Here is a 26,613-nt window from a genome sequence, read left to right as displayed (position 1 = left end):
CCCTTCTTCAAATCAGTAACATTTTACACTGCTCTGAAATCCCGGAGAGCCAGCTACTTATAAAGTGGTAAGGATTTCGTATCCTGCTTCTGTAAGAGCAATCGTGTGCTCAAAATGGGCACACCATTTACCATCTACCGTTACCACTGTCCAGTCATCAGATAGTGTTTTTACATATCGTCTTCCTTGATTCACCATCGGCTCAACACAGATGACCATTCCCGGCTTTAATCTAGGGCCTCTATTTGGTGGACCATAGTGCGGGATTTGAGGGTCCTCATGTAAGTCTTGCCCGATTCCGTGACCAACATACTCCCTAACGATCGAGAATCCATTCTCTTCAGCATGGGTTTGAACCGCATGTGAGATATTTGATAATCTCTCGCCTGGTTTTACTTGTTCTAGACCAAGATACAACGATTTTTCTGTGACATCAAGTAGCTTTTGAACAGATTCAGAAATGTTTCCAACTGGATACGTCCATGCAGAATCTCCATGGTACCCATTGTATTTCGCACCAATATCGATACTGATGATATCGCCCTCTTTGAGCTTGCGCTTCCCTGGAATTCCGTGTACAAGCTCTTCATTTACAGAAGCACATATGCTCCCCGGAAATCCGTTGTATCCTTTAAAAGATGGCGTAGCACCATATTTTTGAATCGTCTTTTCCGCTATTTGATCGAGCTCTTTCGTTGTAATTCCTGGAGTAATGTGCTGTTTTAACTCTTGATGAGTCAAAGCAACGATCCTGCCCGCTTCTCGCATGATTTCTATCTCGCGAGGAGTTTTGCAGATTATCATTACGCTAAGCCTCCGATGAGAACATCGATATCAGCAAATACTTTATTGATATCTTGCTCACCATTAATGCTTTGTAAGTAACCAAGCTCCTCGTAGAAATCAAGCAAAGGTTTAGTTTGCTTAATATTTACATCTAAGCGATTTGCTACAGTTTCTTCATTGTCATCAGAGCGTTGATATAACTCGCCACCACATTTATCGCACACGTCAGCTTTTGCAGGCGGATTGAATTCTAAGTGGTAAGTCGCACCGCACTCTTTACAAATGCGACGGCCTGTAAGGCGTTTTAATAACAATCCTGAATCCACATTAATGTTTAAAACATAGTCGATTTTTTTGCCAAGATCTTTCATAATCTCTTCAAGAGCTGATGCTTGTGCAACAGTTCGTGGGAAACCGTCTAATAAGAAGCCTCTTACGCAGTCTTCTTGACTTAAACGTTCACGAACGATTCCGATTGTAACTTCATCTGGAACAAGTGCCCCTTTATCAATAAAGGATTTTGCTTGTAAACCCATTTCAGTTTCAGCCTTCATAGCTGCACGGAACATATCTCCTGTTGAGATGTGAGGGATGTTATACTTGGCAACAATCTGTTCGGCTTGTGTACCTTTACCAGCACCAGGAAGCCCCATTAAAATTAAGTTCATCCTTGTTCCCCCTCAGAGTACATGAGCATGTAGGGAAGACAATACTTCCCACTTACTCACTGCTTGATAAACCCTTTGTAATGGCGTTTTACCAGTTGGCTTTCTAGTTGCTTCATTGTTTCTAAAGCAACGCCGACAACGATTAACATACTCGTTCCACCGATCTGTGCAGATGGAGGAAGATTTCCCAGCTTCGTAAAGATAACTGGTAAGATTGCAATCGCTGCTAGGAAAATTGATCCTACAAAGGTCAAACGATACAAGATTTTTGTTAGATATTGTTCTGTATTCTTACCCGGACGAATACCTGGAACATATCCACCTTGTTTGTTTAGATTCTCTGACATTTGCTCTGGATTAACCTGAACAAACGCATAGAAATATGTGAAGGCTACAATGAGCGCAACATATATGATCATTCCCACTGGGTGAGAATAGTTAAAGTTTGCAATAATCCACTGCGATACATCATGTTTCGGGAAGAACTGTGCAATAGTCGGAGGAGTAATTAAGAATGAAACAGCAAAAATTACTGGAATAACACCAGCACTATTTACCTTAAGCGGTAAATGTGTGTTTTGTGCTCCAGCATAACCACCATTTCCTCCTGTTACACGCTTCGCATATTGAATTGGGATCTTCCTAACAGCCTGTTGAATGAAAATAACACCCACAATAACTGCTAGCACAGCTAGTAAAATCAACGCAACTTTAACGATACTCATGAACAATTGATCTCCGATATTTTGAAACTGTTGCTGATACACTTGAGATATAACACTTGGGATCGCTGCGGCAATACCACCAAAGATAAGAATGGAAATACCATTACCTACACCTTTAGCTGTAATCTGTTCACCTAACCACATTAAAAATGCAGTACCAGCAGTCAGTACCGTAGCAATGTATAAATAAGTGCTCCAACCAGGATTCAAAATTAATTGTCCACCTACCATACCGTTAAAACCGATTGACATACCAAACCCCTGAATAAACGCAAGAACAATTGTAAAATAACGCGTGAATTGCGTTAGTTTACGACGGCCCATTTCACCTTGCTTCGCCCATTCCGAAAATTTAGGAACAACATCCATCTGCAATAATTGCACGATGATGGATGCTGTAATATACGGCATGATTCCCATCGCAAAGATGGAGAAGTTTTTCAAGGCTCCACCGCCAAATGTATTTAGAATACCTAAAGCATTTAATTGATCTTGTGCCTTCAGTACGTCTCCATTTGTAAATGGCACGGGGATAAACGTGCCAATCCTGAATACGATTAACATCGCTAAAGTGAATAATATTTTACGTCTTATCTCAGCAACGCGCATAAAGTTGGAGATTGTACGAAACATTAGATCACCTCAACTGATCCGCCAGCTGCTTCAATTGCTTCTTTAGCACTTGAAGAGAACTTGTGCGCTTTAACAGTTAGTTTTTTCTCTACTGCGCCGCTTGCAAGAATTTTAACACCGTCGTTTAATTTGCTGATAACGCCAGTTTCCAGCAATAATTCAGGTGTTACTTCTGTACCATCTTCAAAACGATTTAACGTTGATAAGTTTACAATAGCAAACTCTTTACGGTTAATGTTTGTGAAGCCGCGTTTTGGTAAACGACGGAATAATGGAGTTTGACCACCTTCGAAGCCAAGACGAACACCGCCGCCAGAACGTGCGTTTTGTCCTTTATGACCTTTACCAGCAGTTTTACCGTTACCAGAACCGATACCACGACCGACACGGTTACGTACTTTACGAGAACCTTCTGCAGGTTTTAATTCATGAAGTTTCATTCCCAGGCACCTCCTTATATTAATGAGTTATCCTTAAGCTTCTTTTACAGTTACAAGGTGAGAAACTTTGTTGATCATACCAAGAATAGCAGGAGTTTCTTCCTTAACTACAGTTGAATTCAACTTTTTAAGACCTAAAGCTTCTACCGTCGCACGTTGATCTTGTGGACGACCAATTACACTACGAGTGAGGGTAATTTCTAACTTTTTCGCCATTTGTTTTCCCTCCTTAACCTAGTAGCTCTTCTACAGATTTACCGCGTAATTTTGCAACATCTTCAGCGCGCTTAAGTTCGCTTAATCCGTTCACAGTAGCGCGAATCATGTTGATTGGTGTGTTAGAACCAAGAGATTTCGAAAGAATATCTTGTACACCTGCTAATTCAAGGACCGCACGAACAGGTCCACCAGCAATAACACCAGTACCCTCAGCAGCAGGCTTTAAGAATACTTCACCAGCTCCAAAATGACCGTTGATTGTGTGTGGAATTGTTGTACCAACTAATGGTACAGCGATTAAGTTTTTCTTAGCGTCTTCGATAGCTTTGCGGATTGCGTCTGGTACCTCTTGTGCTTTACCAGTACCGAATCCAACATGACCGTTTTTATCGCCAACTACAACTAGTGCAGCAAAGCGGAAACGACGACCACCCTTAACAACTTTCGCGACACGATTTATCGTAACTACACGTTCTTCAAGTTCTAATTTACTTGGGTCAATGCGATGCATCAATTTTCCCTCCTTTGACCATTAAAATTGTAATCCAGCCTCACGAGCAGCTTCAGCTAGAGCTTTAACACGGCCATGGTATAAGTAACCACCGCGATCAAATACTACTTCTTTAACGCCTTTCTCTACAGCACGCTTAGCAACTGATTCTCCAACTTTCGTAGCAGCTTCAATATTGCTAGTACCGTTAAGAGCAAGGTCTTTATCAAGAGTAGATGCACTTACTAACGTTACACCATTTACATCATCAATAACTTGAGCGTAAATATGTTGGTTAGAACGGAACACGTTTAAACGTGGACGTTCTGCAGTACCAGTAAGTTTAGCACGTACACGCGCATGTCTTTTCTTACGAGTCGCATTTTTATCAGCTTTAGTGATCATTCTTGTCACTCCTTTCTCTCACCTAACGGGTTTACTTAGCAGTTTTACCTTCTTTACGACGAACAACTTCGCCTTCGTAACGAATACCTTTACCTTTGTAAGGCTCAGGAGCACGTACAGCGCGGATGTTAGCAGCGAATTCGCCAACACGTTGCTTGTCGATACCTTTGATTACGATCTTAGTTGGTGCAGGTACTTCAACTTCAAGACCTGCTTCCGGAGTCATTTCTACTGGATGAGAATAACCTACGCTTAATACAAGTTTATCACCTTGTTTTTGAGCACGGTAACCAACACCGACTAATTCAAGTCCGCGTGCGAAACCTTCAGTTACACCTTCAACCATGTTTCCGATTAAAGCACGAGTTGTACCGTGTAATGCACGGTGTTCCTTCTGTTCAGATGGACGCTCAACTGTTAATGTATTCTCTTCAATTTTGATAAGCATATCAGCATTGAAAGTACGAGTTAATTCACCTTTAGGGCCTTTTACTGTTACAGTATTGTCTTCTGCAACTGTAATAGTAACACCTGCAGGGATTTCAAGAATCTTTTTACCAATACGAGACATGTGGTCACACCTCCGTTCGTTTTAAATATATATTACCAAACGTATGCTACTACTTCTCCACCAGTTTGTAATTGACGAGCGTCTTTGTCTGTCATTACTCCCTTAGATGTAGAAACAAGAGCGATACCTAATCCGTTAAGTACACGTGGTACTTCGTCAGCTTTAGCGTAAACGCGTAAGCCAGGTTTACTGATACGTTTTAATCCAGTGATTACACGTTCGTTGTTTGCACCATATTTCAGGAAAATACGAAGGATACCTTGTTTGTTATCCTCGATGTATTCTACATCACGAATGAAACCTTCACGTTTTAAAAGTTCAGCGATCTCTTTTTTGATTTTAGAAGCAGGAACCTCTAATTTCTCATGACGTACCATGTTCGCATTACGGATGCGAGTAAGCATGTCTGCAATTGGATCTGTCATCACCATGTGTTTTACCTCCTTCCCATTTGTGGGTTTTACCAACTAGCTTTTTTAACACCAGGAATTTGACCTTTATATGCAAGTTCACGGAAACAAATACGGCAAAGTTTAAATTTGCGGTATACAGAATGCGGACGACCGCAGCGTTCGCAACGTGTATACTCTTGTACTTTAAACTTAGGAGTACGCTTTTGTTTCGCAATCATAGATTTTTTAGCCACGTTTTCGCCTCCTCTACTTAGCGTTGGCTTCCATTATTTTTGGAATGGCATACCGAATTGTGTTAAAAGTTCACGAGCTTCTTCATCAGTGTTCGCTGTAGTAACGATTACGATGTCCATACCGCGGACTTTGCTTACTTTATCATAATCAATCTCAGGGAAAATAAGTTGCTCTTTAACACCTAATGTATAGTTTCCACGACCATCGAATGATTTCTTAGAAACACCACGGAAATCACGTACACGTGGTAAAGAAACTGATACTAATTTATCGAAGAACTCATACATTTGCTCGCCGCGTAAAGTTACTTTCGCACCGATTGGCATACCTTCACGAAGACGGAAACCAGCGATTGATTTTTTAGCACGAGTTACAACAGGTTTTTGACCTGCGATTTGTGTTAATTCTTCTACTGCGTTGTCTAACGCTTTTGAGTTAGATACCGCGTCACCAACACCAGTGTTGATTACGATCTTTTCGATTTTTGGTACCTGCATTACAGATTTATAGTTAAACTTGCTCATTAGAGCAGGAGTAATTTCCTTTTGGAACTTCTCTTTAAGGCGATTCAATGAAGTGACCTCCTTTCTTAAGAAAATTATTTATCTAATAATTCACCAGATTTTTTTGCAATACGAACTTTTTTACCATCTTCTACCTTGAAGCCTACGCGAGTAGGTTCACCTGTTTTCGGATCTAAAATCATAACGTTAGAAACGTGAATAGGTGCCTCTTTAGTAATAATTCCACCTTGTGGATTTAATTGAGATGGCTTAGAGTGCTTCTTAACGATGTTAACACCCTCAACGATAACACGGTTTTGCTTTGGGAAAGCCACAAGGATAACGCCTTGTTTTCCTTTGTCTTTACCAGTGATTACCTGTACTTTATCACCTTTTTTTACATGCATCTTAATTCTGCACCTCCTTAGCAAGGCAATACCTTAAATTATAGAACTTCTGGAGCTAAAGAAACGATCTTCATGAAGTTGCTATCACGTAATTCACGAGCTACTGGTCCGAAGATACGAGTACCACGTGGGCTCTTATCGTCTTTAATGATAACCGCTGCGTTTTCATCAAATTTGATGTAAGAACCATCCGGACGACGAGCACCGCTCTTCGTACGTACTACTACTGCTTTAACAACGTCACCTTTTTTAACAACGCCACCTGGTGTTGCTTGTTTTACCGTAGCAACGATAATGTCACCAATGTTAGCATATTTACGACCAGAGCCGCCTAATACTTTAATTGTTAAAAGTTCACGTGCACCAGAGTTGTCAGCAACTTTCAAACGAGATTCTTGTTGGATCATGTTATGAAACCTCCCTTCGGACTAAAAATTCCGATTCGTCTATTTAGATAATAACCGCTTCTTCAACGATTTCAACTAAACGGAAACGCTTAGTAGCAGAAAGCGGGCGAGTTTCCATGATTTTTACGATATCGCCAAGTTTCGCTTGGTTTTGCTCATCATGGGCTTTGTACTTCTTAGAATACTTAACACGTTTTCCGTACAAGGAATGAGTTTTGTAAGTTTCAACTAAAACTGTAATCGTTTTGTCCATTTTGTCAGACACTACACGACCAGTATAAACTTTGCGTTGGTTACGTTCGCTCACTATGCAAACCTCCCCTCAATTTATCGATTAATTCCGATCTCTCTTTCACGAACTACAGTTTTCATACGAGCAATTGCCTTACGCACTTCACGAATGCGAGTTGGATTCTCTAATTGTCCTGTAGCAAGTTGGAAGCGAAGATTAAACAACTCTTCCTTTAAAGCTTTAACTTTTGTTTCGATTTCGGCAGTGGTTAATTCACGAATATCATTAGTTTTCATTAGATTCACCACCATTTTCTTCACGTTTTACGAATTTACATTTCACAGGTAACTTGTGAGCTGCAAGACGTAATGCTTCGCGTGCTACCTCTTCAGATACACCCGCGATTTCGAACATAATTTTCCCAGGTTTTACTACTGCTACCCAGCCTTCTGGTGCCCCTTTACCGGAACCCATACGTACTTCTAGAGGTTTTGCAGTGTAAGGTTTAGAAGGGAAAATTTTAATCCATACTTTACCGCCACGTTTCATGTAACGAGTCATTGCACGACGAGCAGCTTCGATTTGACGGTTTGTAATCCATGAAGCAGCTTGTGCTTGTAAACCGAATTCACCGAAAGCTACTTCAGTTCCACCTTTAGCACGACCACGCATTTTACCACGATGCTCTCTACGATATTTTACGCGTTTTGGCATTAACATATTATTTTCCTCCTTCCTCAGAAGCTTTCTTTTTTGTAGGAAGGACTTCTCCACGGTAGATCCATACTTTTACGCCTAATTTACCGTATGTTGTATCAGCTTCAACTGCTGCATAGTCAATATCAGCGCGAAGTGTATGAAGTGGAACAGTTCCTTCACTGTAAGATTCTGCACGAGCGATATCAGCTCCGCCAAGACGACCAGAAACCTGTGTTTTAATACCTTTAGCACCTGCACGCATAGCACGTTGAATAACTTGCTTTTGTGCACGACGGAATGATACACGGTTTTCTAATTGACGAGCGATGTTTTCGCCTACTAATTTAGCGTTAAGATCAGCTCTCTTAACTTCTAAAATGTTGATGTGTACACGCTTGCCTGTTAATTGGTTAAGAGCTTTACGAAGTGCTTCAACTTCAGTACCACCTTTACCAATTACCATACCAGGTTTTGCAGTGTGAATTGTAACATTTACACGATTTGCTGCACGTTCGATTTCTACTTTAGCAACAGCAGAATCTTTTAAGCGTACATTAATGTACTCACGGATTTTGATGTCTTCATGTAATAATGTAGCGTAATCTTTCTCAGCGAACCAACGAGATTCCCAGTCACGGATAACGCCGACACGAAGACCAATTGGATTAACCTTTTGACCCATCGATTATCCCTCCTTCTTTTCTGATACCACAACTGTGATGTGGCTTGTGCGTTTGTTAATTTGGCTTGCACGACCCATTGCACGTGGACGGAAACGTTTTAACGTTGGACCTTCGTCAACGAAAACTTTCTCAACAACTAAGCTGTTAATGTCCATTTCATAATTGTGCTCTGCATTTGCGATTGCAGATTTTAAAACTTTTTCTACAACTGGAGAAGCAGTTTTTGGTGTGTGGTTAAGGATAGCAATCGCTTCACCCACTTGCTTACCTCGGATTAAGTCTACAACTAAACGAACTTTACGAGGAGCAATACGAACTGTTCTCGCTACTGCTTTAGCTTGCATTGAAGTGCCTCCTCTCATTATCTTCTAGTTTTCTTATCGTCAGCATCATGACCTTTATACGTACGAGTTGGTGCGAATTCACCTAACTTGTGGCCTACCATGTCTTCAGTAACATATACAGGTACATGTTTACGACCGTCATATACAGCGATTGTGTGACCGATGAACTGAGGGAAGATCGTTGAACGACGAGACCAAGTTTTAACAACTTGCTTTTGCTCAGTTTCATTTAGCTTTGCAATTTTACTCATTAAATGATCATCGACAAATGGTCCTTTTTTCAAGCTACGAGCCATTTTGGTGCCTCCCTTCGTGATTGCCGTACGGTTCTCAAAGTGAACCGTACTACAATCCCATTATTTTTTACGACGACGAACGATGAATTTGTCAGACGCTTTGTTTTTCTTACGAGTTTTGAATCCAAGAGTTGGTTTACCCCATGGAGACATTGGAGACTTACGTCCGATTGGTGAACGTCCTTCACCACCACCGTGTGGGTGATCAACTGGGTTCATTACAGAACCACGAACAGTTGGGCGCTTACCTAACCAACGAGAGCGACCAGCTTTACCGATCTTGATAAGTTCGTGTGACTCGTTACCAACTTGACCTACAGTTGCACGGCAAGCAGATAATACAAGACGCACTTCACCAGAAGTTAAACGTACAAGAACGTATTTACCTTCTTTACCAAGTACTTGTGCAGATGTACCAGCAGAACGAACTAATTGTCCACCACGACCTGGTTTAAGCTCGATGTTATGAACAACAGTACCTACTGGAATGTTGATTAATGGTAATGCGTTACCGATTTTAATGTCAGCTTCAGCGCCAGACATAATTTCCATACCTACTTCTAAGTTCTTAGGAGCAAGAATGTAACGTTTTTCACCGTCAACGTAGTTAATTAATGCGATATTCGCAGAGCGGTTTGGATCGTATTCGATCGTAGCAACGCGTCCTGGAATTCCATCTTTGTTACGTTTGAAGTCGATGATACGGTATTGACGCTTATGTCCGCCACCTTGATGACGTACAGTGATTTTACCTTGGTTATTACGACCAGCCTTTTTGCTTAAAGGAGCAAGTAAAGACTTTTCGGGTCTGTCAGTCGTGATTTCAGCGAAATCATTCGTAGTCATGTTACGACGACCGTTAGTAGTTGGATTATACTTTTTAATTCCCATCTCAATTTCCCTCCTTCTTTAGTAAGAATTAAACGCCTTGGAAGATTTCGATTTCTTTGCTGTCAGCAGTTAGCTTAACGATTGCTTTACGACGACGGCTAGTAAAACCAGCGTGACGACCAACGCGTTTTGCTTTCGGCTTGTAGTTCATGATGTTCACTTTTTCTACTTTAACACCAAAGATCGCTTCTAGAGCATCTTTAACTTCTGTTTTATTAGATTTAACGTCCACATCGAACGTGTATTTTTTTTCAGCCATCATTTCCATAGAACGTTCAGTGATAACTGGGCGCTTAATGATATCACGAGGATCTCTCATTATGCAAGCACCTCCTCTACTTTTTCCACTGCCGCTTTTGTCATGATTAGCTTATCATGATGAAGCACGTCTAAAACGTTTACGCCATCAGCAGTGATTACTGTTACTCCAGGGATATTGCGAGCAGATAACTCTACAGATTCGTTTGCATCAGCAGTTACGATAAGAGCTTTCTTCTCAACAGTTAATCCTTTAAGTACTGCTAGCATATCTTTTGTTTTTGGTGCATTTAACACTAGGTCTTCAAGAACTACAATGTTGTTCTCAACTACTTTAGTAGCTAATGCAGATTTGATTGCTAAACGACGAACTTTCTTAGGAAGTTTGTACGCATAGCTTCTTGGTGTAGGTCCGAATACCGTACCACCACCACGCCATTGAGGAGAGCGGATAGACCCTTGACGAGCACGTCCAGTTCCTTTTTGACGCCATGGTTTACGACCACCACCGCGAACTTCAGAGCGAGTTTTTACTTTGTGTGTACCTTGACGTAAAGATGCACGTTGCATCATTACAGCTTCGAAAAGTACAGCTTCATTTGGTTCGATACCGAAAATAGCTTCAGCTAATTCGATTTCACCAACCTGTGAACCAGTTTGGTTATATACAGTAACTTTTGGCATTGGAATTCCTCCTTCCTATTGTGAATTATTTGCTAACCTTCACAGCGCCTTGAACAACTACAAGAGATTTCTTAGCACCTGGAACGTTACCTTTTACTAGTAATAAGTTGCGCTCAGTGTCAACTTGAACGATTTCTAAGTTTTGGATAGTAACTTGGTCTCCACCCATACGTCCAGCAAGTTTTTTGCCTTTGAATACACGGTTCGGAGCAACTGGGCCCATTGAACCTGGACGACGGTGATAGCGAGAACCATGAGACATAGGTCCGCGAGATTGTCCGTGGCGTTTGATAACACCTTGGAAACCTTTACCTTTAGAAATTCCTGTTACATCAACGATTTCACCTGTAGCGAATACGTCAACTTTTACCTCTTGACCAACCTCTAATCCGTCCACGTCTGCATCGCGGATTTCGCGAATGAAGCGCTTAGGAGTTGTAGATGCTTTAGCAGTGTGGCCTTGTTCAGGTTTGTTAGTTAACTTTTCACGCTTATCTTCAAATCCTAACTGAATTGCGTTGTAGCCATCAGTTTCAGTTGTTTTCTTTTGAAGAACAACGTTTGGATTAGCAGCGATAACTGTTACTGGGATTAACTCACCGTTCTCAGCAAATACTTGAGTCATACCGATCTTTCTTCCTAAGATTCCTTTGGTCATGAGTTACACCTCCTACATTTTTAAGTTATATAAATTATAGTTTGATTTCGATATCTACACCAGATGGTAAGTCTAAACGCATTAATGAATCTACTGTTTGTGGAGTAGGACTCACGATGTCGATTAGACGTTTGTGCGTGCGCATTTCGAATTGCTCACGAGAATCTTTGTACTTATGAACAGCACGAAGAATTGTGTAAACAGTTTTTTCAGTTGGTAATGGGATCGGACCAGAAACTGTTGCCCCAGAACGCTTAGCTGTTTCTACAATTTTCTCAGCTGACTGATCAAGAATACGGTGATCGTAAGCTTTTAAACGGATACGAATTTTTTCTTTTGCCATTATTTTCCCTCCTTCGTTCGCCTATTTCTAAAATAGACCTTCTCCATGGAAATTTCCTCACACCATGCCATGGCAAAGCGGCCGGGTGTGTCAGCAACCTTCCACTTCATCGCAGTCAAAGACCAACATTGTCTATTATACAATGTTATTCGTCTAGATGCAAGCATCTTTTTGTTTGCATCTGCTTTTCTCTACTTTTGCTATTATACATGGCACTTTAAAGAATTTCAAGTTTTCATCTAGCAGAATTCATTTTACAGTTTCTGGATTTTGGTTTTGATGATTTTACATTACTATAGAAGAAACTCGTCAAAATATGAAACAATCATTTTGTTCATTATATAAATGCAAACAAAAACCCCAAGGGAAAATCCCTCGGGGTTTTTTATATCAGTTAAGATTACTCAACGATAGTAGCAACTACGCCGTAACCTACTGTACGTCCACCTTCACGAATAGAGAATTTAGTTCCCTCTTCGATAGCGATTGGAGCGATAAGTTCGATAGTCATTTCTACGTTGTCACCAGGCATTACCATTTCAGTACCTTCTGGTAATTGGATGATACCAGTTACGTCAGTTGTACGGAAGTAGAACTGTGGACGGTAGTTAGCGAAGAATGGAGTGTGACGTCCACCTTCTTCTTTAGATAATACGAAAACTTCAGCTTTGAATTTAGCGTGAGCTTTTACAGAACCGCTTTTTGCAAGTACTTGTCCACGTTGGATGTCTTCACGAGCAACCCCACGAAGTAAAGCACCGATGTTGTCACCAGCTTGAGCTTGGTCAAGAAGTTTACGGAACATTTCTACACCAGTTACAGTTGTAGAAGCATTTTCTTCAGCAAGACCGATGATTTCTACAACGTCACCAACTTTAACGATACCGCGCTCAACACGACCAGTAGCAACTGTACCACGACCTGTGATAGAGAATACATCCTCTACAGGCATTAAGAATGGTTTGTCAGTTTCACGTTCTGGAGTTGGGATGTAAGCATCAACTTCAGCCATTAATTCAATGATTTTTGCTTCCCAATCAGCTTCTCCTTGAAGAGCTTTAAGAGCAGAACCTTTGATTACAGGAATGTCGTCGCCTGGGAATCCGTATTCAGATAATAGGTCGCGAACTTCCATTTCTACTAATTCTAATAATTCTTCGTCGTCTACCATGTCGCATTTGTTTAAGAATACAACGATGTAAGGTACACCTACTTGACGAGAAAGAAGGATGTGCTCACGAGTTTGAGGCATTGGGCCATCAGCAGCAGATACTACTAAGATACCGCCGTCCATTTGAGCAGCACCAGTGATCATGTTTTTAACATAGTCAGCGTGACCTGGGCAGTCAACGTGTGCATAGTGACGAGTTTCAGTTTCGTACTCAACGTGTGCAGTTGAGATTGTGATACCGCGCTCTCTTTCTTCTGGAGCAGCATCGATTTGATCGTATCCGCGTGCTTCAGCACCACCAGCTTTTGCAAGAACTGTAGTGATCGCAGCAGTTAATGTAGTTTTACCATGGTCAACGTGGCCGATTGTACCGATGTTAACATGGGGTTTAGAACGTTCGAATTTAGCTTTAGCCATTCTAAATTCCTCCTTAGTTTATATAGGTTATTTTATATTTAGTCTAGAAAGCGAAACTTGCGTCCCACTTTCTAAGCTTACATAAGTAGTTATACTTGAACAATCGATAAAAATCAATTATTCACCTTTATTTTTTTTGATAATTTCTTCAGAAACAGACTTTGGTACTTCTTCATAGTGGTCAAACACCATAGAGAATGTTCCGCGTCCTTGAGTGTTAGAACGTAATGACGTTGCATAACCGAACATTTCAGAAAGTGGAACCATAGCGCGAACAACTTGAGCGTTACCGCGAGCTTCCATACCTTCTACACGTCCACGACGAGATGTTACGTCACCCATAATGTCACCCATGTACTCTTCAGGAATTACAACTTCAACTTTCATCATTGGCTCAAGGATTACTGGGTTACATTTAGAAACCGCAGCTTTAAGTGCCATAGATGCAGCGATTTTGAACGCCATCTCAGATGAATCGACATCATGGTAAGATCCGTCAACTAATGCAGCTTTAATGTCTACTACTGGATATCCAGCAAGTACACCATTTTTAAGTGCATCTTCAAGACCTGCGCCTACAGCTGGGATGTATTCACGTGGAACAACACCACCGACGATCTTGTTTTCGAATTCGAATCCTTTACCTTCTTCGTTAGGTTCAAACTCAATCCAAACGTGTCCGAATTGTCCACGTCCACCAGATTGACGAGCGAACTTACCTTCAACTTTCGCAGCAGAGCGGAAAGTCTCACGGTATGCTACCTGAGGAGCACCAACGTTTGCTTCAACTTTGAACTCACGGCGCATACGGTCAACGATGATATCAAGGTGAAGTTCACCCATACCAGCGATGATTGTTTGGCCAGTTTCTTGGTCAGTGTGAGCACGGAATGTTGGATCTTCTTCAGAAAGCTTAGCTAATGCTGTACCCATTTTATCTTGGTCAGCTTTAGATTTTGGTTCGATAGCTACAGAGATAACTGGCTCTGGGAATTCCATAGACTCAAGGATAACAAGGCTCTTCTCGTCACAAAGAGTATCACCAGTAGTAGTATCTTTTAAACCTACAGCAGCAGCGATGTCACCAGCGTAAACTGTTGAGATCTCTTCACGGCTGTTAGCGTGCATTTGTAGGATACGACCTACACGCTCACGCTTACCTTTAGTTGAGTTTTTCACGTATGATCCAGAGTTTAACACACCAGAGTACACACGGAAGAACGTTAACTTACCAACATAAGGGTCAGTCATGATTTTGAATGCTAATGCTGAGAAAGGCTCTTCATCGCTAGACTTACGTTCTACTTCTTCATCTGTATCAGGAACGATACCTTTAATAGCAGGTACGTCTAATGGAGATGGTAGGTAGTCGATAACTGCGTCTAACAGAATTTGAACACCTTTGTTTTTGAATGCAGAACCACAGATTACTGGGAAGAATTCTACAGAAGTTGTAGCCTTACGGATACCAGCTTTAAGCTCTTCTACAGTGATTTCTTCACCTTCTAGGTACTTCATCATCATTTCTTCATCTAGCTCAGCTACCGCTTCGATAAGTTTTCCACGGTATTCTTCAGCTAGTTCTTTGTGCTCTTCAGGAATCTCAACACGTTGAATGTCTGTTCCTAAATCGTTACCGTACATGTAAGCACATTCTTCAACAAGGTCAATGATACCATTGAACTCATCTTCAGCACCGATTGGTAACTGAATTGGATGTGCGTTTGCTTGTAAACGATCGTGGATTGTTCCTACAGAGTATAAGAAGTCCGCACCAATCTTATCCATTTTGTTAACGAATACGATACGAGGTACGCCATAAGTAGTAGCCTGACGCCAAACAGTTTCTGTTTGTGGTTCAACACCAGATTGTGCATCAAGTACTGCTACCGCGCCATCAAGTACGCGTAAAGAACGTTCTACTTCTACTGTGAAGTCTACGTGACCTGGAGTGTCAATGATGTTTACACGGTGACCTTTCCATTGTGCTGTAGTTGCAGCAGAAGTAATTGTGATACCACGCTCTTGCTCTTGCTCCATCCAGTCCATCTGAGATGCACCTTCGTGAGTTTCACCGATTTTATGAATACGTCCTGTGTAGTACAGAATACGCTCAGTAGCTGTTGTTTTACCAGCATCGATGTGAGCCATGATACCAATATTACGAGTGTTTTCTAAAGAGAACTCTCTTCCCATTTGGTGTCTTGCTCCTTCCATATATGGATTGGATTTTTTATTTTAAGTAGCAAAAAAGCCACTTTATATTGTTACATATGTCAGTATGTCCAGTACTCTCATTATGTAAAACGAGCGCCATTGAAAGGGAGAGGCATTCTCCCTCTCCACACTTCCATAAGCGACAAATAAAGCGGTCTATGCTTACATTTATTTTACGTTGTATCCTACCAACGGTAATGAGCAAATGCTTTGTTAGCTTCTGCCATTTTATGAGTGTCTTCACGTTTCTTAACAGATGCACCAGCGTTGTTAGCTGCATCTAAGATTTCGTTAGCAAGACGCTCTTCCATAGTTTTTTCACCACGAAGACGAGCGTAGTTTACTAACCAACGAAGACCTAAAGTTGTACGGCGTTCTGGACGAACCTCAACTGGAACTTGGTAGTTAGCACCACCAACACGACGAGCGCGTACTTCAAGAACAGGCATAATGTTCTTAAGAGCTTGCTCGAATACTTCCATTGGCTCTTTACCAGTACGTTCGCTTACGATATCGAACGCATTATAAAGAATTGTTTGAGATTTACCTTTTTTACCGTCAACCATCATTTTGTTGATAAGGCGTGTTACTAGCTTTGAATTGTACATTGGATCTGGTAACACGTCACGTTTTGCAACAGGTCCTTTACGAGGCATATTGAGTTCCTCCTTTCATTAAAAAGTTATTATTTCTTAGCCGCTTTTGGCTTTTTAGTACCGTATTTAGAACGGCCTTGCATACGCTTGTCAACACCAGCTGTATCAAGCGCACCACGAACGATGTGGTAACGTACCCCTGGTAAGTCTTTTACACGACCACCGCGAATTAATACTACGCTGTGCTCTTGTAAGTTGTGACCGATACCTGGGATGTATGCTGTTACCTCAATACCATTTGTTAAACGAACACGAGCATATTTACGTAACGCTGAGTTTGGTTTCTTTGGAGTCATTGTACCAACACGAGTACATACACCACGTTTTTGAGGTGCAGAAATATCAGTTGATTTTTTCTTTAAAGAGTTAAAACCTTTGTTTAACGCAGGTGATTTAGATTTCCATACTTTATCAGTACGACCATTTCTCACTAATTGGTTAATAGTAGGCATTTGATTATCCTCCCTTCGCATGTTTGTATGACCACATATCCAGGTGGTTCATTATTAGTTGAAAACAAAGTTTTTGCAAGGGAGAGCAAATGCTCTCTCCTCACAAAAACAGTTTTAACTTATTATTCCTATTGCTGAAGCTCCCACTTGAATCCCCGCAACTTTTCCAAGTTTACGAACTGATTCAACTTTTGTTATGGGTATGTTATGTTGCAATGCAGTACGAATGATAACATGGGTTAACCGCATATCAGCATCTTCTGCAATGACAACTTCTTTAACTATACCATTTTTGATTGCTTCCAATGTGCGTTTATGACCAACGACCACATTTTCAGCATTTGACACTTTTTGATAAGACATATAAATATCCTCCAAAGCATCGTTCAGGAGCAACCTTGCTTATAGTAACATTTTGACTCATACAATGTCAACTAGGATTAACTGTTTTTATACAAAATTTACGACGGAAAATTTTACTGTTCCACATAAACTTCATCGTTTTCTACATTCATGTCATCTTGTGTTGTTTTAACAAGATCCACTTTGCGATAACGATTCATACCTGTTCCAGCAGGAACAAGTTTACCGATAATAACATTTTCTTTCAATCCTAGAAGCTCATCACGTTTACCCTTAATTGCTGCATCAGTTAAGACACGAGTTGTTTCTTGGAACGATGCTGCAGATAAGAATGAATCTGTTTCAAGTGAAGCTTTTGTAATACCAAGTAGAACAGGTCTAGCTGTTGCTGGTTGTTTACCTTGTAGTAACACCTTCGCATTGGCATCAGTAAACTGATGGATATCTAGTAATGTTCCTGGTAATACATCTGTTTCACCTGCATCACTTACACGAACTTTACGTAACATTTGGCGTACCATTACTTCTACGTGTTTGTCACCAATTTCTACCCCTTGCATACGGTATACTTTTTGAACTTCACGTAATAAGTATTCTTGAACTGCCGTAATGTCCGTTACTTTTAGTAATTCTTTCGGATCAATAGAACCTTCTGTTAACTCTTTACCGTGGCTAATTTGCTGTCCTGGAATTACTTTCAGACGAGCACCGTAAGGAATAGCATACGTACGAGTTTCAACTTCACCCTGTACAACTACTTCTTGGCGATCTTTAACATCGTTGATCGCTGCGATAACACCGTCGATTTCACTGATAACTGCCTGACCTTTCGGATTACGAGCTTCGAAGATCTCTTGGATACGAGGTAAACCTTGAGTGATATCATCTCCGGCAACCCCACCTGTATGGAACGTACGCATCGTTAACTGTGTACCTGGCTCACCGATAGATTGAGCTGCGATAATACCTACCGCTTCCCCTACCTCTACGTCTGTTCCAGTTGCTAAGTTACGGCCGTAACACTTCTTACATACACCGTGGCGAGTGTTACACGTGAACGCTGAACGAATGTTTACAGTTTCAACACCCGAATTTTCAACGATATGAGCGATATCTTCAGTAATTAATTGATTTTCAGCAACTAATACTTCACCTGTTTCAGGATGTTTTACAGTTTTTCTTGCAAAACGTCCAACAAGACGATCATATAATGACTCGATAACTTCATTACCCTCTTTAATCGCACCAATTAATAAACCGCGATCTGTTCCACAATCATCTTCACGAACGATTACATCTTGTGCAACGTCAACAAGACGACGTGTTAAGTAACCAGAATCGGCAGTTTTCAGTGCTGTATCGGCAAGACCTTTACGCGCACCATGCGTAGAGATGAAGTACTCAAGTACTGTTAAACCTTCACGGAAACTTGATTTGATTGGAAGTTCGATGATACGACCAGATGGATTGGCCATCAGACCACGCATACCAGCAAGCTGAGTAAAGTTCGATGCGTTACCACGGGCACCGGAATCACTCATCATGAAGATTGGGTTGCGTTTATTCAAGGATTTCATCAGTTTTCCTTGGATAACATCTTTTGCATTACTCCAAATAGAGATAACGCGATCGTAACGTTCTTCTTCCGTGATTAAACCGCGACGGAATTGTTTAATTACATTATCTACTTTTGCTTGTGCTTCGTGGAGAATTTCATCTTTTTCACCTAATACAAGAATGTCAGATACCCCAACTGTAATACCAGCTTTTGTAGAGTACTTGAATCCTAAGTTTTTCATACGGTCAAGCATGCGAGACGTTTCTGTAATTTTGAAACGTTTAAACACTTCCGCAATGATGTTACCAAGGATTTTCTTGCTGAATGGCGCCACTTCTTCGCGACTAGCAATAATCTCTTTAATGTTCGCACCTTTTTCAACGAAATATTTCGCTGGTGTTTCTTTTTCAAGGTTTGAATTTGTTGGTTCATTAATATAAGGGAACGACTCTGGTAAGATTTCGTTAAATATTAATTTACCAACTGTTGTTAATAGAAGCATACTCTTTTGTTCTTCAGTAAATGTTGCGTTGTTTACTGCGCTTGCAGCTACTGCAACACGTGTATGAAGATGTACATATCCATTTTGGTATGCAAGTAATGCCTCGTTCGCATCTTTGAAGACCATACCTTCACCGATTGCACCTTCACGCTCAAGTGTTAAGTAGTAGTTACCTAATACCATATCCTGAGATGGAGTAACAACTGGTTTACCGTCTTTCGGGTTCAAGATGTTTTGTGCCGCTAACATAAGAAGACGAGCTTCTGCTTGTGCTTCTGATGATAAAGGTACGTGAACGGCCATTTGGTCACCGTCAAAGTCCGCGTTGTATGCAGTACATACAAGTGGGTGAAGACGGATTGCGCGACCTTCTACTAATGTAGGTTCAAACGCCTGAATACCAAGACGGTGAAGTGTTGGTGCGCGGTTTAGAAGTACTGGATGTTCTTTAATCACAGATTCTAAAACGTCCCAAACTTCAGGTTGTACACGCTCGATTTTACGTTTCGCACTCTTAATGTTGTGTGCTAATCCTTTTTCAACTAACTCTTTCATTACGAAAGGTTTGAACAGTTCAAGCGCCATCTCTTTTGGTAATCCACATTGGTACATCTTTAAGTTCGGTCCTACAACGATTACAGAACGACCAGAGTAGTCAACACGTTTACCTAATAAGTTTTGACGGAAGCGTCCTTGTTTACCTTTAAGCATGTGAGATAGTGATTTTAATGGACGGTTACCTGGTCCAGTAACTGGACGGCCACGACGACCATTATCGATTAATGCGTCTACAGCTTCTTGTAACATACGTTTTTCGTTCTGAACGATAATGCTTGGTGCACCTAAGTCCAATAGACGTTTTAAACGGTTGTTACGGTTAATTACACGACGGTATAAGTCGTTTAAGTCAGAAGTAGCAAAACGTCCACCATCTAACTGTACCATTGGGCGTAGTTCTGGTGGGATTACTGGTAGAACATCTAAGATCATCCAAGATGGCTCATTTCCAGAATTACGGAATGCTTCTAATACTTCTAGACGTTTAATAGCACGAGTACGGCGTTGTCCTTGTGCTGTTTTTAATTCTTCTTTTAAGAAGTCTACTTCTTTATCTAAATCGATGTCTTGTAATAGCTTTTTAATCGCTTCTGCACCCATAGCAGCTTGGAATGTGCTACCATATCGATCACGATATGCACGGTATTCTTTTTCAGAAAGTAATTGCTTCTTATCAAGTGGTGTATCTCCACTTTCTGTTACAACATAAGAAGCGAAATAAATTACTTCTTCAAGCGCGCGAGGGGACATGTCTAAGACAAGTCCCATGCGGCTCGGGATACCTTTGAAATACCAAATATGAGATACAGGAGCAGCTAATTCGATATGACCCATACGTTCACGACGCACTTTCGCACGCGTTACTTCAACGCCACATCGATCACAAACTACACCTTTATAACGTACACGTTTGTATTTTCCGCAATGACATTCCCAGTCCTTTTGTGGTCCGAAAATACGCTCACAGAACAAGCCATCTTTTTCAGGCTTTAACGTACGATAGTTAATTGTTTCTGGTTTCTTAACTTCACCGTATGACCAAGAACGAATCTTGTCAGGTGAAGCAAGTCCAATCTTCATATATTCAAAGTTATTTACATCTATCAAGGGGCCTACCTCCCTTTTAGTCTACAGGTTATCCCAATTATTCCTTAGTTGTCTCAACTTCGACATTCAATTTGTCTGCTGATTGATGATCATCGTCATCTTCCGTATCACGCATTTCAATTTCTGTATCGTCGCTAGACATCATTTTAACGTCCATACCTAAACTTTGCAGCTCTTTAATCAATACTTTGAATGATTCAGGAACGCCTGGTTCTGGAACATTTTCGCCTTTAACAATTGCTTCATACGTCTTAACACGTCCAACAACATCATCAGACTTCACTGTTAAGATTTCTTGAAGAGTATAAGCAGCACCATAAGCTTCAAGTGCCCAAACCTCCATCTCACCGAAACGCTGTCCACCGAACTGAGCTTTACCTCCAAGAGGCTGCTGCGTTACAAGTGAGTATGGTCCAGTAGAACGAGCATGAAGTTTATCGTCAACCATGTGCGCAAGTTTGATCATATACATGACACCAACAGATACACGGTTATCGAATGGTTCACCAGTACGTCCGTCATACAGGATTGTTTTCGCGTCATTTGCCATACCAGCTTCTTCAATTGTGCCCCAAACATCTTCCTCACGAGCACCATCGAATACTGGTGTTGCAATGTGAATGCCAAGGTATCTTGCTGCCATACCAAGATGAAGCTCTAATACCTGACCGATATTCATACGAGATGGTACCCCTAATGGGTTTAACATGATATCGATTGGCGTACCGTCTGGTAAGTAAGGCATATCTTCTTCTGGTAAAATACGAGAGATAACACCTTTGTTACCGTGACGTCCGGCCATCTTGTCACCTTCAGAAATTTTACGTTTTTGAACGATATATGCACGCACAAGTTGATTCACGCCTGGTGGCAATTCGTCGCCATCTTCACGGTTGAATACTTTTACGTCTAAGATAATACCGCCACCACCGTGTGGTACACGTAGTGATGTATCACGTACTTCACGCGCTTTTTCTCCAAAGATAGCATGTAATAGACGTTCTTCAGCTGTTAATTCTGTTACACCTTTAGGTGTTACTTTACCAACAAGTAAATCTCCATCTTTTACTTCCGCACCAACGCGAATGATACCGCGCTCGTCAAGGTTGCGTAATGCATCTTCCCCAACGTTTGGAATGTCACGTGTAATTTCTTCTGGTCCAAGCTTCGTATCACGAGCTTCTGACTCATATTCTTCAATATGAATAGAAGTGTACACATCATCTTTTACAAGGCGCTCACTCATAATGATCGCATCCTCGTAGTTATAACCGTCCCAAGTCATGAAGCCAACAAGCACGTTACGTCCAAGTGCTAGTTCACCTAATTCCATAGAAGGACCATCCGCAAGGATTTCACCTTTTACAACTTCATTTCCAACACTTACGATTGGACGTTGGTTGTAGCAAGTTCCTTGGTTAGAACGAATGAATTTTTGCATTTTGTAGCGATCTAAGTCGCCTTTTACTGTTTGACCGTCAACTTCTACATAGCGACGTACCCAAACTTCACGTGCTTCTACTCGTTCAACAATACCAGGGTGTTTACAGATTACTGCAGCACCTGAGTCTTTTGCTGATACGTACTCCATACCTGTACCTACAATCGGAGATTCCGGATTCATTAACGGAACCGCCTGACGTTGCATGTTCGCTCCCATAAGTGCGCGGTTAGAGTCATCGTTTTCTAAGAACGGAATACAAGCTGTCGCTGCCGACACTACTTGTTTTGGTGATACATCCATGTAGTCGATGCGTTCTTTATTTGTGACAATGTTTTCACCACGGAAACGAGCTACGATATCTTCATCAAGGAATTCTCCTTCTTCAGATAATTTCATATTCGCTTGGGCTACAACATAATTATCTTCTTCATCTGCTGTTAAATAATCAACATGCCCTGTTACAAGACCAGTTTCTGGGTCAACACGACGGTATGGTGTTTCAATGAAACCAAACTCATTTACTTTCGCGAACGAAGATAATGAGTTAATCAAACCGATGTTTGGTCCCTCTGGTGTTTCAATCGGACACATACGACCATAGTGAGAGTAGTGAACGTCACGTACTTCAAAGCCTGCGCGCTCACGCGTTAAACCACCAGGTCCTAATGCAGATAATCTTCGTTTGTGAGTTAACTCTGCTAACGGATTTGTTTGGTCCATGAACTGAGATAACTGAGAACTTCCGAAGAACTCTTTAATAGATGCAATAACAGGACGAATATTAATTAATGCCTGTGGTGTAATTGCATTTGTATCTTGGATCGACATTCTCTCACGAACAACACGTTCCATACGAGAAAGACCGATACGGAATTGATTTTGTAATAGTTCTCCAACAGAACGCAGACGACGGTTTCCTAAGTGGTCGATATCATCTGTATCCCCTACTTTATATAGTAGGTTGAAGAAGTAACTGATAGAAGCAAGGATATCACCTGGTGTGATGTGTTTTACATCGCGAGTAATATTTGCATTACCAATTACGTTAATTACGCGCTCGCCTTCTGACTCAGGAGCATAAATCTTAATAGATTGCAGCTCAACATCGCCTTCTACCACTCCACCCATTGGTTTCGCTGTTTTGAATCCAATGTTTTTCTCTAAGTAAGGTAAAATGCGATCAAGTGTACGACGATCTAAGATTGTTCCTTCTGCCGCTAAAATTTCACCAGTTTCTGGATCCACTAATGTTTCAGCTAAACGTTGATTAAACAATCTGTTTTTAATGTGTAACTTTTTGTTGATCTTGTAGCGACCTACATTTGCTAAATCGTAGCGCTTTGGATCAAAGAAACGAGACACAAGTAAGCTCTTAGCATTTTCTACTGTTGGTGGTTCACCAGGACGTAGGCGCTCATAAATTTCAAGCAATGCTTTTTCTGTGCTATCTGTGTTGTCTTTTTCTAATGTGTTGCTTAAGTATTCGTTATCACCTAAAAGCTCGGTGATTTCTTGATCAGAGCCAAACCCTAATGCGCGTAACAAAACAGTTACAGGAAGTTTACGCGTACGGTCAATACGCACATATACAACATCCTTAGCATCTGTCTCATACTCTAACCAAGCTCCGCGGTTTGGAATTACAGTAGCAGTAAAACCACGTTTTCCGTTTTTATCCACTTTGCCACTATAGTATACGCTTGGAGAGCGAACTAACTGGGAAACGATAACACGTTCTGCACCGTTAATTACGAATGTTCCAGTCTCTGTCATGAGTGGGAAATCTCCCATGAACACATCTTGTTCTTTTACTTCACCAGTTTCCTTGTTGATTAGACGCACTTTTACACGAAGTGGTGCTGCATACGTCACATCACGCTCTTTGCATTCGTCTACAGAGTATTTAGGTTCACCTAAGCTGTAGTCGATAAATTCAAGCGATAGATTTCCCGTAAAGTCTTCAATCGGAGAAATGTCTTGGAACATTTCTCGCAAACCCTCATCAAGAAACCACTGATAAGAAGAGGTTTGAATTTCGATAAGATTTGGTAACTCTAATACTTCACTAATACGGGCATAACTTCTTCGTTGGCGGTGGCGTCCGTATTGAACTAGTTGACCTGTCAACTGCTTCACCCCTCAAATCATGAGTATTATAAATGCACAAAAAAATTTGTGCAAAATCACAAATAAATACAACTACTGCTATTTAGCGTAGTCTTTTTTCTCTTAAAGATAAATACGTTGAGTCTTTCTACCTGTTCAAAAAAGAAAAATGGCTTCTATAAGAAAACCATCATTCTGTTTCATAATCTACTGATTTTACTATCTTTTCCAAGAGAAACAAAAATATACATCTTTCTCAACGCAGAAAATCATATATTGGCATTGTATAATGTTAACATAGCCAAAAATAACCGTCAACGTTTTTTTGATTTTATGATATAATATCCTTTTTTCTTTTCTACAACTTCGACTTCAGAAAACACTTCTTCTAGTTTCTTCAGCGCAGATGGTGCACCTTGTTTCTTTTGAATAACAATCCACAACTCTCCACCTGGAACTAAATGTTCTACAGCTTTTTCTAAAATCTCATGCACGATATCTTTACCTGCACGAATTGGAGGATTAGATAGAATAGCAGCATACATACCATCTACATTTTCATAGACGCTACTTTGAAAAATGTGCACATTTCCAATTCTATTGTTAGCGGCATTTTCTTTTGCAAGCTCAAGTGCCCTTTCATTCACATCCACCATGTGAACTTTACGGTCTTGAAACTCTTTCGCCAACGATAAACCAATTGGTCCATATCCACAACCTACGTCTAATATGTCACCTTTAATATCTGGCACTTGAAACGCTTCAATTAAAAGACGAGAACCAAAGTCCACTTCGTTTTTCGAGAACACCCCACGGTCAGATAAGAAAGTAAATTGAGATCCACGAAGCGTAAATTCCCATCGCTTACGATTACTTTTACTAGAAGGGTCGTTAGAAAAATAATGGTCTGCCATATGGCCACCTCTTTTCTTTACAGTTAAAAAAAAAGCTCGCATGAGAGCGAGCTTTTTTTAAAGCATCAAAAGTTAATTACTTAACTTCTACAGCAGCGCCAACTTCTTCAAGTTTAGCTTTGATTTCTTCAGCTTCTTCTTTAGCAGCAGCTTCTTTGATTACTTTTGGAGTGTTGTCAACTAATTCTTTAGCTTCTTTTAAGCCAAGACCAGTGATTTCACGAACAACTTTGATAACTTTGATTTTTTGTGCACCAGCGCTAGTTAGTTCCACATCAAATTCAGTTTTCTCAGCAGCAGCTTCTCCAGCGCCACCAGCAACAGCTACAGGAGCAGCAGCAGTTACGCCGAATTCTTCCTCGATAGCTTTTACTAAGTCGTTAAGTTCTAATACAGTCATAGATTTAACTGCTTCAATGATTTGTTCTTTAGTCATTGTAAATATCCTCCCTTAAATAGGTTTGTATTGTTTTATCGATAATACGTAATTATCTTTTAAAAAATTAAGCGCCTTGCTCTTCCTTTTGGTCTGCAACTGCTTTAGTAGCAAGTGCAAGGTTACGGATTGGAGCTTGAAGAACGCTAAGAAGCATAGAAAGTAAGCCTTCACGTGATGGAAGAGTAGCGATAGCTTTAACCTCATCAAGTGTTACAAGTTTACCTTCGATTACGCCCGCTTTAATTTCTAAAGCTTCATGATCTTTAGCGAAGTCGTTTAATACTTTCGCAGGAGCAACTACATCCTCGTTACTGAACGCGATTGCGTTTGGTCCTGTTAAGAATTCATTTAACTCAGCCATTTCAGCAGATTCTGCAGCACGACGAGTTAGAGAGTTTTTGTAAACTTTGAACTCAACGCCAGCTTCACGTAATTGCTTACGTAATTCTGTTGCTTCAGAAACTGTTAAACCACGGTAGTCAACAACGATTGTAGATTTACTAGCGCGAAGTTTGTCCGCGATTTCAGTTACAACTTGTTGTTTAGTTTCGATTACTTTGCTCATGTTATTACACCTCCTGTAGATTATATAGAAGATGTACCGAAAGTGCACTAAAAACCTCCATGCCCAACTTGTAGACATGGAGGCATATAGTCACAGAAAAAAATTCCGCTTCGTATATTAACACCTAGGTAGGAAATTAAGTCTATTGACACCTA

At 40.8% G+C, this 26,613-nt stretch carries 34 protein-coding genes and 1 other annotated feature (1 of these 35 running past the window's edge); all 34 genes read right to left on the bottom strand.

Translation table 11 applies throughout. The features are described from left to right. Nucleotides 1-57: 57 nt before the first annotated feature. The 34 genes from map to rplJ all read right to left on the bottom strand — a co-directional run bounded on the left by map (nucleotide 58) and on the right by rplJ (nucleotide 26,458). Complete coding sequence (gene map, locus PDK19_RS24050; protein WP_000582539.1) at nucleotides 58-804, bottom strand: type I methionyl aminopeptidase; 747 nt, start codon at nucleotides 802-804, stop codon at nucleotides 58-60. Continuing rightward, nucleotides 804-1,454, bottom strand: a complete 651-nt coding sequence (locus PDK19_RS24045; RefSeq protein ID WP_001048996.1) for an adenylate kinase — start codon at nucleotides 1,452-1,454, stop codon at nucleotides 804-806. Before PDK19_RS24045 ends, map begins: the two co-directional genes overlap by 1 nt. A gap of 56 nt (nucleotides 1,455-1,510) precedes the next feature. Next, entirely contained in the window at nucleotides 1,511-2,812 is a 1,302-nt protein-coding gene (secY, locus tag PDK19_RS24040; protein WP_000490114.1) for a preprotein translocase subunit SecY, read from the bottom strand. Then, the gene (gene rplO, locus PDK19_RS24035) at nucleotides 2,812-3,252 is read right to left on the bottom strand and encodes a 50S ribosomal protein L15 (protein WP_000766080.1); all 441 of its coding nucleotides are present in this window, start codon (nucleotides 3,250-3,252) and stop codon (nucleotides 2,812-2,814) included. Before rplO ends, secY begins: the two co-directional genes overlap by 1 nt. Before the next feature lie 33 nt (nucleotides 3,253-3,285). Continuing rightward, nucleotides 3,286-3,468: a 50S ribosomal protein L30 gene (gene rpmD / locus PDK19_RS24030; RefSeq protein WP_001085234.1), complete on the bottom strand. Its 183-nt coding sequence runs from the start codon at nucleotides 3,466-3,468 to the stop codon at nucleotides 3,286-3,288. A gap of 13 nt (nucleotides 3,469-3,481) precedes the next feature. Next, complete coding sequence (gene rpsE / locus PDK19_RS24025; RefSeq protein WP_000554646.1) at nucleotides 3,482-3,982, bottom strand: 30S ribosomal protein S5; 501 nt, start codon at nucleotides 3,980-3,982, stop codon at nucleotides 3,482-3,484. 21 nt (nucleotides 3,983-4,003) lie between these two features. Then, nucleotides 4,004-4,366, bottom strand: a complete 363-nt coding sequence (gene rplR, locus PDK19_RS24020) for a 50S ribosomal protein L18 (protein ID WP_000628816.1) — start codon at nucleotides 4,364-4,366, stop codon at nucleotides 4,004-4,006. A gap of 31 nt (nucleotides 4,367-4,397) precedes the next feature. Beyond that, complete coding sequence (rplF, locus tag PDK19_RS24015) at nucleotides 4,398-4,937, bottom strand: 50S ribosomal protein L6 (RefSeq protein ID WP_000086558.1); 540 nt, start codon at nucleotides 4,935-4,937, stop codon at nucleotides 4,398-4,400. A gap of 32 nt (nucleotides 4,938-4,969) precedes the next feature. Further along, complete coding sequence (gene rpsH, locus PDK19_RS24010) at nucleotides 4,970-5,368, bottom strand: 30S ribosomal protein S8 (protein ID WP_000245511.1); 399 nt, start codon at nucleotides 5,366-5,368, stop codon at nucleotides 4,970-4,972. A 29-nt stretch (nucleotides 5,369-5,397) separates the two neighbouring features. Next, nucleotides 5,398-5,583: a 30S ribosomal protein S14 gene (gene rpsN / locus PDK19_RS24005; protein WP_001085700.1), complete on the bottom strand. Its 186-nt coding sequence runs from the start codon at nucleotides 5,581-5,583 to the stop codon at nucleotides 5,398-5,400. A 33-nt stretch (nucleotides 5,584-5,616) separates the two neighbouring features. Continuing rightward, nucleotides 5,617-6,156 carry a 50S ribosomal protein L5 gene (gene rplE / locus PDK19_RS24000; RefSeq protein ID WP_001080827.1) on the bottom strand — a complete coding sequence of 180 codons (540 nt, stop codon included), beginning with the start codon at nucleotides 6,154-6,156 and terminating at the stop codon, nucleotides 5,617-5,619. 26 nt (nucleotides 6,157-6,182) lie between these two features. Continuing rightward, a complete protein-coding gene (rplX, locus tag PDK19_RS23995) occupies nucleotides 6,183-6,494 on the bottom strand; it encodes a 50S ribosomal protein L24 (RefSeq protein ID WP_000558200.1) in 312 nt (103 codons plus the stop codon). 38 nt (nucleotides 6,495-6,532) lie between these two features. Next, nucleotides 6,533-6,901: a 50S ribosomal protein L14 gene (gene rplN, locus PDK19_RS23990; RefSeq protein ID WP_000615912.1), complete on the bottom strand. Its 369-nt coding sequence runs from the start codon at nucleotides 6,899-6,901 to the stop codon at nucleotides 6,533-6,535. Between the two features lie 43 nt (nucleotides 6,902-6,944). Continuing rightward, nucleotides 6,945-7,208 (bottom strand): 30S ribosomal protein S17, encoded by a 264-nt coding sequence (rpsQ, locus tag PDK19_RS23985; protein ID WP_000004106.1) that lies wholly within the window; start codon nucleotides 7,206-7,208, stop codon nucleotides 6,945-6,947. A gap of 20 nt (nucleotides 7,209-7,228) precedes the next feature. Beyond that, the gene (rpmC, locus tag PDK19_RS23980; RefSeq protein ID WP_000855718.1) at nucleotides 7,229-7,429 is read right to left on the bottom strand and encodes a 50S ribosomal protein L29; all 201 of its coding nucleotides are present in this window, start codon (nucleotides 7,427-7,429) and stop codon (nucleotides 7,229-7,231) included. Next, complete coding sequence (rplP, locus tag PDK19_RS23975) at nucleotides 7,419-7,853, bottom strand: 50S ribosomal protein L16 (RefSeq protein WP_000928971.1); 435 nt, start codon at nucleotides 7,851-7,853, stop codon at nucleotides 7,419-7,421. The genes rpmC and rplP overlap by 11 nt, the downstream gene beginning before the upstream one ends. Before the next feature lies 1 nt (nucleotide 7,854). Next, complete coding sequence (rpsC, locus tag PDK19_RS23970) at nucleotides 7,855-8,514, bottom strand: 30S ribosomal protein S3 (RefSeq protein WP_000529956.1); 660 nt, start codon at nucleotides 8,512-8,514, stop codon at nucleotides 7,855-7,857. Between the two features lie 3 nt (nucleotides 8,515-8,517). Continuing rightward, nucleotides 8,518-8,859 (bottom strand): 50S ribosomal protein L22, encoded by a 342-nt coding sequence (gene rplV / locus PDK19_RS23965; RefSeq protein WP_001148025.1) that lies wholly within the window; start codon nucleotides 8,857-8,859, stop codon nucleotides 8,518-8,520. 17 nt (nucleotides 8,860-8,876) lie between these two features. Further along, a complete protein-coding gene (gene rpsS / locus PDK19_RS23960) occupies nucleotides 8,877-9,155 on the bottom strand; it encodes a 30S ribosomal protein S19 (protein ID WP_000124453.1) in 279 nt (92 codons plus the stop codon). A 60-nt stretch (nucleotides 9,156-9,215) separates the two neighbouring features. Then, nucleotides 9,216-10,046 (bottom strand): 50S ribosomal protein L2, encoded by an 831-nt coding sequence (gene rplB, locus PDK19_RS23955; RefSeq protein WP_000511580.1) that lies wholly within the window; start codon nucleotides 10,044-10,046, stop codon nucleotides 9,216-9,218. 28 nt (nucleotides 10,047-10,074) lie between these two features. Further along, entirely contained in the window at nucleotides 10,075-10,365 is a 291-nt protein-coding gene (gene rplW / locus PDK19_RS23950; RefSeq protein ID WP_001205558.1) for a 50S ribosomal protein L23, read from the bottom strand. After that, the gene (gene rplD / locus PDK19_RS23945; protein WP_001127258.1) at nucleotides 10,365-10,988 is read right to left on the bottom strand and encodes a 50S ribosomal protein L4; all 624 of its coding nucleotides are present in this window, start codon (nucleotides 10,986-10,988) and stop codon (nucleotides 10,365-10,367) included. The genes rplW and rplD overlap by 1 nt, the downstream gene beginning before the upstream one ends. 25 nt (nucleotides 10,989-11,013) lie before the next feature. Beyond that, nucleotides 11,014-11,646 (bottom strand): 50S ribosomal protein L3, encoded by a 633-nt coding sequence (gene rplC, locus PDK19_RS23940; protein WP_000160207.1) that lies wholly within the window; start codon nucleotides 11,644-11,646, stop codon nucleotides 11,014-11,016. 34 nt (nucleotides 11,647-11,680) lie between these two features. Further along, entirely contained in the window at nucleotides 11,681-11,989 is a 309-nt protein-coding gene (gene rpsJ / locus PDK19_RS23935; protein ID WP_001040596.1) for a 30S ribosomal protein S10, read from the bottom strand. A gap of 400 nt (nucleotides 11,990-12,389) precedes the next feature. After that, entirely contained in the window at nucleotides 12,390-13,577 is a 1,188-nt protein-coding gene (tuf, locus tag PDK19_RS23930; RefSeq protein WP_001029615.1) for an elongation factor Tu, read from the bottom strand. A gap of 117 nt (nucleotides 13,578-13,694) precedes the next feature. Continuing rightward, complete coding sequence (fusA, locus tag PDK19_RS23925) at nucleotides 13,695-15,773, bottom strand: elongation factor G (protein ID WP_000532231.1); 2,079 nt, start codon at nucleotides 15,771-15,773, stop codon at nucleotides 13,695-13,697. A 206-nt stretch (nucleotides 15,774-15,979) separates the two neighbouring features. Next, nucleotides 15,980-16,450, bottom strand: coding sequence for a 30S ribosomal protein S7 (gene rpsG, locus PDK19_RS23920; protein ID WP_001137493.1), 471 nt, complete (start codon nucleotides 16,448-16,450; stop codon nucleotides 15,980-15,982). A gap of 29 nt (nucleotides 16,451-16,479) precedes the next feature. Then, nucleotides 16,480-16,902 (bottom strand): 30S ribosomal protein S12, encoded by a 423-nt coding sequence (rpsL, locus tag PDK19_RS23915; protein ID WP_001142340.1) that lies wholly within the window; start codon nucleotides 16,900-16,902, stop codon nucleotides 16,480-16,482. 114 nt (nucleotides 16,903-17,016) lie between these two features. Further along, the gene (locus PDK19_RS23910) at nucleotides 17,017-17,265 is read right to left on the bottom strand and encodes a 50S ribosomal protein L7ae-like protein (protein ID WP_000121830.1); all 249 of its coding nucleotides are present in this window, start codon (nucleotides 17,263-17,265) and stop codon (nucleotides 17,017-17,019) included. Between the two features lie 113 nt (nucleotides 17,266-17,378). Continuing rightward, nucleotides 17,379-20,990, bottom strand: a complete 3,612-nt coding sequence (gene rpoC / locus PDK19_RS23905; protein ID WP_000567938.1) for a DNA-directed RNA polymerase subunit beta' — start codon at nucleotides 20,988-20,990, stop codon at nucleotides 17,379-17,381. Nucleotides 20,991-21,027: 37 nt separating this feature from the next. Continuing rightward, entirely contained in the window at nucleotides 21,028-24,561 is a 3,534-nt protein-coding gene (gene rpoB / locus PDK19_RS23900) for a DNA-directed RNA polymerase subunit beta (protein ID WP_000147554.1), read from the bottom strand. A gap of 293 nt (nucleotides 24,562-24,854) precedes the next feature. Continuing rightward, the gene (locus PDK19_RS23895) at nucleotides 24,855-25,454 is read right to left on the bottom strand and encodes a class I SAM-dependent methyltransferase (RefSeq protein WP_049111169.1); all 600 of its coding nucleotides are present in this window, start codon (nucleotides 25,452-25,454) and stop codon (nucleotides 24,855-24,857) included. 76 nt (nucleotides 25,455-25,530) lie between these two features. Next, the gene (gene rplL / locus PDK19_RS23890) at nucleotides 25,531-25,890 is read right to left on the bottom strand and encodes a 50S ribosomal protein L7/L12 (protein ID WP_000159736.1); all 360 of its coding nucleotides are present in this window, start codon (nucleotides 25,888-25,890) and stop codon (nucleotides 25,531-25,533) included. A gap of 67 nt (nucleotides 25,891-25,957) precedes the next feature. Beyond that, a complete protein-coding gene (gene rplJ / locus PDK19_RS23885) occupies nucleotides 25,958-26,458 on the bottom strand; it encodes a 50S ribosomal protein L10 (RefSeq protein ID WP_000048716.1) in 501 nt (166 codons plus the stop codon). 39 nt (nucleotides 26,459-26,497) lie between these two features. Further along, nucleotides 26,498-26,613, bottom strand: a sequence feature (ribosomal protein L10 leader region) (it continues 28 nt past the right edge of the window).

It is taken from the genome of Bacillus cereus group sp. BcHK124, assembly GCF_027712065.1.
Lineage (GTDB): Bacteria > Bacillota > Bacilli > Bacillales > Bacillaceae_G > Bacillus_A > Bacillus_A pacificus.
This window is presented reverse-complemented; position numbering and strand designations above follow the sequence as displayed.

Excerpts from the sequence above, each read along its gene's own strand:
- rplJ (WP_000048716.1), bottom strand. The coding sequence starts at position 26,458 with ATGAGCAAAGTAATCGAAACTAAACAACAAGTTGTAACTGAAATCGCG.
- PDK19_RS23910 (WP_000121830.1), bottom strand. The coding sequence starts at position 17,265 with ATGTCTTATCAAAAAGTGTCAAATGCTGAAAATGTGGTCGTTGGTCAT.
- fusA (WP_000532231.1), bottom strand. The coding sequence starts at position 15,773 with ATGGGAAGAGAGTTCTCTTTAGAAAACACTCGTAATATTGGTATCATG.
- rpmC (WP_000855718.1), bottom strand. The coding sequence starts at position 7,429 with ATGAAAACTAATGATATTCGTGAATTAACCACTGCCGAAATCGAAACA.
- tuf (WP_001029615.1), bottom strand. The coding sequence starts at position 13,577 with ATGGCTAAAGCTAAATTCGAACGTTCTAAACCCCATGTTAACATCGGT.
- rplW (WP_001205558.1), bottom strand. The coding sequence starts at position 10,365 with ATGAGAGATCCTCGTGATATCATTAAGCGCCCAGTTATCACTGAACGT.
- rpmD (WP_001085234.1), bottom strand. The coding sequence starts at position 3,468 with ATGGCGAAAAAGTTAGAAATTACCCTCACTCGTAGTGTAATTGGTCGT.
- rplF (WP_000086558.1), bottom strand. The coding sequence starts at position 4,937 with ATGTCTCGTATTGGTAAAAAGATTCTTGAAATCCCTGCAGGTGTTACT.
- rplX (WP_000558200.1), bottom strand. The coding sequence starts at position 6,494 with ATGCATGTAAAAAAAGGTGATAAAGTACAGGTAATCACTGGTAAAGAC.
- rplP (WP_000928971.1), bottom strand. The coding sequence starts at position 7,853 with ATGTTAATGCCAAAACGCGTAAAATATCGTAGAGAGCATCGTGGTAAA.
- rpsG (WP_001137493.1), bottom strand. The coding sequence starts at position 16,450 with ATGCCTCGTAAAGGACCTGTTGCAAAACGTGACGTGTTACCAGATCCA.
- rpsC (WP_000529956.1), bottom strand. The coding sequence starts at position 8,514 with ATGGGTCAAAAGGTTAATCCAATTGGTCTTCGTGTCGGCGTTATCCGT.
- secY (WP_000490114.1), bottom strand. The coding sequence starts at position 2,812 with ATGTTTCGTACAATCTCCAACTTTATGCGCGTTGCTGAGATAAGACGT.
- rpsL (WP_001142340.1), bottom strand. The coding sequence starts at position 16,902 with ATGCCTACTATTAACCAATTAGTGAGAAATGGTCGTACTGATAAAGTA.
- PDK19_RS23895 (WP_049111169.1), bottom strand. The coding sequence starts at position 25,454 with ATGGCAGACCATTATTTTTCTAACGACCCTTCTAGTAAAAGTAATCGT.
- map (WP_000582539.1), bottom strand. The coding sequence starts at position 804 with ATGATAATCTGCAAAACTCCTCGCGAGATAGAAATCATGCGAGAAGCG.
- rplC (WP_000160207.1), bottom strand. The coding sequence starts at position 11,646 with ATGACCAAAGGAATCTTAGGAAGAAAGATCGGTATGACTCAAGTATTT.
- rpsJ (WP_001040596.1), bottom strand. The coding sequence starts at position 11,989 with ATGGCAAAAGAAAAAATTCGTATCCGTTTAAAAGCTTACGATCACCGT.
- rplN (WP_000615912.1), bottom strand. The coding sequence starts at position 6,901 with ATGATCCAACAAGAATCTCGTTTGAAAGTTGCTGACAACTCTGGTGCA.
- rpsS (WP_000124453.1), bottom strand. The coding sequence starts at position 9,155 with ATGGCTCGTAGCTTGAAAAAAGGACCATTTGTCGATGATCATTTAATG.
- rpsH (WP_000245511.1), bottom strand. The coding sequence starts at position 5,368 with ATGGTGATGACAGATCCAATTGCAGACATGCTTACTCGCATCCGTAAT.
- rplD (WP_001127258.1), bottom strand. The coding sequence starts at position 10,988 with ATGCCAAAAGTTACTGTATATAACCAAACTGGTTCACAGGTTGGTGAA.
- rpsE (WP_000554646.1), bottom strand. The coding sequence starts at position 3,982 with ATGCATCGCATTGACCCAAGTAAATTAGAACTTGAAGAACGTGTAGTT.
- rplR (WP_000628816.1), bottom strand. The coding sequence starts at position 4,366 with ATGATCACTAAAGCTGATAAAAATGCGACTCGTAAGAAAAGACATGCG.
- rplO (WP_000766080.1), bottom strand. The coding sequence starts at position 3,252 with ATGAAACTTCATGAATTAAAACCTGCAGAAGGTTCTCGTAAAGTACGT.
- rplB (WP_000511580.1), bottom strand. The coding sequence starts at position 10,046 with ATGGGAATTAAAAAGTATAATCCAACTACTAACGGTCGTCGTAACATG.
- PDK19_RS24045 (WP_001048996.1), bottom strand. The coding sequence starts at position 1,454 with ATGAACTTAATTTTAATGGGGCTTCCTGGTGCTGGTAAAGGTACACAA.
- rplV (WP_001148025.1), bottom strand. The coding sequence starts at position 8,859 with ATGCAAGCTAAAGCAGTAGCGAGAACAGTTCGTATTGCTCCTCGTAAA.
- rplL (WP_000159736.1), bottom strand. The coding sequence starts at position 25,890 with ATGACTAAAGAACAAATCATTGAAGCAGTTAAATCTATGACTGTATTA.